This is a genomic window from Polynucleobacter sp. 35-46-11 (assembly GCF_002281105.1).
In genome coordinates this window covers 1-3,096 of sequence record NZ_NCFJ01000308.1, presented here as the reverse complement: position 1 = coordinate 3,096, position 3,096 = coordinate 1, and the positions used below count along the sequence as shown (strand labels likewise).

The 3,096-nt window shown below is 46.4% G+C and carries 5 protein-coding genes; all 5 read left to right on the top strand.

Going from position 1 to position 3,096, the window contains the following annotated elements; translation table 11 throughout:
• Positions 1–92: 92 nt before the first annotated feature.
• Positions 93–758 carry a heme exporter protein CcmB gene (ccmB, locus tag B7Y67_RS14020; RefSeq protein WP_215301704.1) on the top strand — a complete coding sequence of 222 codons (666 nt, stop codon included), beginning with the start codon at positions 93–95 and terminating at the stop codon, positions 756–758.
• Positions 755–1,525: a heme ABC transporter permease CcmC gene (gene ccmC, locus B7Y67_RS14015; protein ID WP_174221125.1), complete on the top strand. Its 771-nt coding sequence runs from the start codon at positions 755–757 to the stop codon at positions 1,523–1,525. Before ccmB ends, ccmC begins: the two co-directional genes overlap by 4 nt.
• Positions 1,525–1,713: a heme exporter protein CcmD gene (gene ccmD, locus B7Y67_RS14010; RefSeq protein ID WP_293599176.1), complete on the top strand. Its 189-nt coding sequence runs from the start codon at positions 1,525–1,527 to the stop codon at positions 1,711–1,713. Before ccmC ends, ccmD begins: the two co-directional genes overlap by 1 nt.
• Positions 1,710–2,144, top strand: coding sequence for a cytochrome c maturation protein CcmE (ccmE, locus tag B7Y67_RS14005; protein ID WP_215301701.1), 435 nt, complete (start codon positions 1,710–1,712; stop codon positions 2,142–2,144). The genes ccmD and ccmE overlap by 4 nt, the downstream gene beginning before the upstream one ends.
• The coding region (locus B7Y67_RS14000; RefSeq protein ID WP_293599175.1) for a heme lyase CcmF/NrfE family subunit at positions 2,141–3,096 on the top strand (956 nt) is incomplete at its 3' end. The genes ccmE and B7Y67_RS14000, both read left to right, overlap by 4 nt.

Here is a 3,096-nt window from a genome sequence, read left to right as displayed (position 1 = left end):
GGCTTGATAGCAGAGCATCTTGAGGGTAACGGTTTGGTAGTCCTGACAAGTCATCAACCCTTATCTATTCCGAATCTGCGAGTGTTGGATTTATGAATGCCTTTGTAGCCATCGTTCATCGTGATCTATTGCTGGTGATGCGTCGCAAGAGCGAGGTCTTAACGGCGTTATTTTTCTTTGTCATAGTGACTAGCCTCTTCCCATTAGGAATCGGTGCCGATACTGCTTTACTAAGAAAAATTGCACCCGGCGTTATTTGGGTTGCTGCCTTGCTTTCCACATTGCTTGGCTTGCAGCGGATGTTCGCAGCAGATTATGCCGATGGCACTTTAGAGCAATTGGTCTTATCTCCGAATTCCTTTACAGTGTCGGTGTTTGGCAAAGTGCTTGCCCATTGGTTGGTATGTGGACTGCCTTTAGTCTTGCTGGCGCCTGTGATTGGTATTCAGTTTGATTTAGATGCTCAGTCTTTGCAGGTCTTAATGGCATCTTTATTGTTGGGAACGCCGGTTTTATCTTTAGTGGGTTCGATTGGAGCGGCTTTAACTCTAGGGGTAAGGGGCGGCAGTGTTTTAATGAGCCTGCTGATTTTGCCGCTGTATATTCCCGTATTGATTTTTGGTGCTGGTGCTGTGTACGCCAGCAGCGTAGGGCTCGATATTACGGGGCATTTCTCCCTATTGGGCGCCTTATTGATTTTGGCATTAGCATTTATACCTTGGGTCAGTGCTATTGCAGTAAAGATTGCTATCGAATGAGTAATGTAAATAATCCATCCTCTAGTCGCATTATTAACTGGTTCAAATTCTCGAGCCCGAGTACCTTTTATCCGCTTGCTGGAAAAATGATCCCTTGGTTTTGGGCGTTAACAGTCATTTTTGGTCTTGCTGGATTGTGGGTCAGTTTTTTTGTGGCGCCGGTAGACGCTGTTCAAGGTCAGGGTTATCGCATTATTTTTGTTCACGTACCTGCCTCTTGGATGTCGATGTTCATCTATTTAGTGATGGCTGCCTGGGCTGGATTAGGTTTGATATTTAATGCGCGTCTGTCGGCCATGATGGCTCAGGCGCTCGCACCAATTGGTGCTTGGATGGCTTTTTTATCTCTATGGACTGGAGCCTTCTGGGGTAAGCCTATGTGGGGCGCATGGTGGGTATGGGATGCACGCTTAACTTCTGAGTTAATTCTGCTTTTTTTATACCTTGGATTTATTGCCCTACAAGCATCGATTGATAATGTTCGCCGAGCCGATAAAGCAGGGGCAATTTTGGCTTTAGTCGGCGTAGTAAACGTCCCCATCATTTATTTTTCAGTGAAATGGTGGAATACCTTGCATCAAGGCGCCTCTGTTTCCTTAACTAAGGCTCCGGCCATGGCCCAGACCATGTTGTGGGGAATGTTATTAATGGCTTTATGCTTCTGGATGTACTCAATAGCAGTAGGGTTAATGCGTGTACGTGCCATCATTTTGGAGCGTGAGGCCCATACTGACTGGGTTAAGCAATTAAATGAGGTAAAGCGTTAATGTGGAATAGTCCGGCGGAATTCTTTGCAATGGGGGGTTATGCGCTCTATGTATGGAGTAGCTTCGGCATTTGTGCTTTGGTACTCTTGCTTGAGCCTCTGGCTGTTCGGGCACGACACAGAGTGATTGTGCGAAGACTTCAGCGTGAAGTCATGGCGGAACAGTTTGATCAAAAGGGCGGTAAGTGAAACCAAGACATAAACGGGCCGCCATTATTGTTGGCGCACTCATTGCGATTGGCATCGCGGCAGTATTAATTTTGAATGCGCTCAATAGCAATATTGCTTTGTATGTCACCCCTAGCGAGGTTGCTGCTGGTAAGTCACCGGCTGGTCAAGTCTTCCGGATTGGCGGCATGGTCAAAGATGGATCAGTGAAGCGAGATGGTTTGACTGTGCACTTTGTGATTACCGATATGGCGAAAGATATTCCTGTTGCCTATACAGGCATTCTTCCGGATTTGTTTAAAGAAGGTAAGGGTGCAGTTATCCAAGGTCGCTTAAATCCGGATGGACAATTTGTTGCTAGCGAAGTGCTGGCCAAGCATGATGAAAACTACATGCCTCCAGAGGCCAAGCATGCTTTGGATCAGGCTCAAAAAAATGGAAATAAACAATGATTCCTGAGTTTGGGCATTACGCGTTAATCCTCGCTTTATGTGTTGCCATTCTTCAGGGAATTCTTCCATTGGTCGGCGCACATCAAAGTCGCCGTGAATGGATTTTGTTAGCTAGGCCAGCTGCGCAAACTGTTTTCTTATTGCTTGCTATTGCCTTCGTCATCCTGGCGTGGAGCTTTTATACGAATGATTTTTCTGTGCTCTATGTTGCAGATCATTCCAACTCTCAAATGCCAGTCATTTACCGCCTGGGTGCTGTCTGGGGTGGTCATGAAGGCTCCCTATTATTGTGGGTTTTCTTGCTATCGACTTGGACATTCTTAGTGGCTCAACTTTCCAAAGCTTTGGATGAGTTTATGGTGGCTCGTGTCATTGGGGTTTTGGGCTTGGTTATTACAGGACTACTCTTATTTGTTCTCTTAACTTCTAACCCTTTTGAACGATTGTTGCCAGCTGCTCAGGATGGGCGATCTCTTAATCCGCTCTTACAAGATCCGGGATTGGTATTTCATCCGCCAATGTTGTATATGGGTTATGTTGGCTTTTCAGTGGCCTTTGCATTTGCAATTGCTTCTTTATTGTCTGGTCGCCTTGATGCTGCATGGGCACGCTGGTCGCGTCCTTGGACAACGGCTGCCTGGGTATTTTTAACTCTGGGTATTGCGCTAGGCTCTTGGTGGGCTTATTACGAATTGGGTTGGGGTGGTTGGTGGTTCTGGGATCCTGTTGAAAATGCCTCATTCATTCCCTGGTTAGTTGGCACTGCTTTGTTACATTCGCTTGCGGTTACTGAGAAGCGTGGTGGATTTAAGAGTTGGACGGTGCTGTTGGCAATTACGGCTTTCTCACTTTCACTTCTCGGAACATTCTTAGTGCGTTCTGGAGTGCTGACTTCAGTGCATGCATTTGCGACTGATCCTAAGCGCGGCATCTTTATTTTGATTTTCTTGGT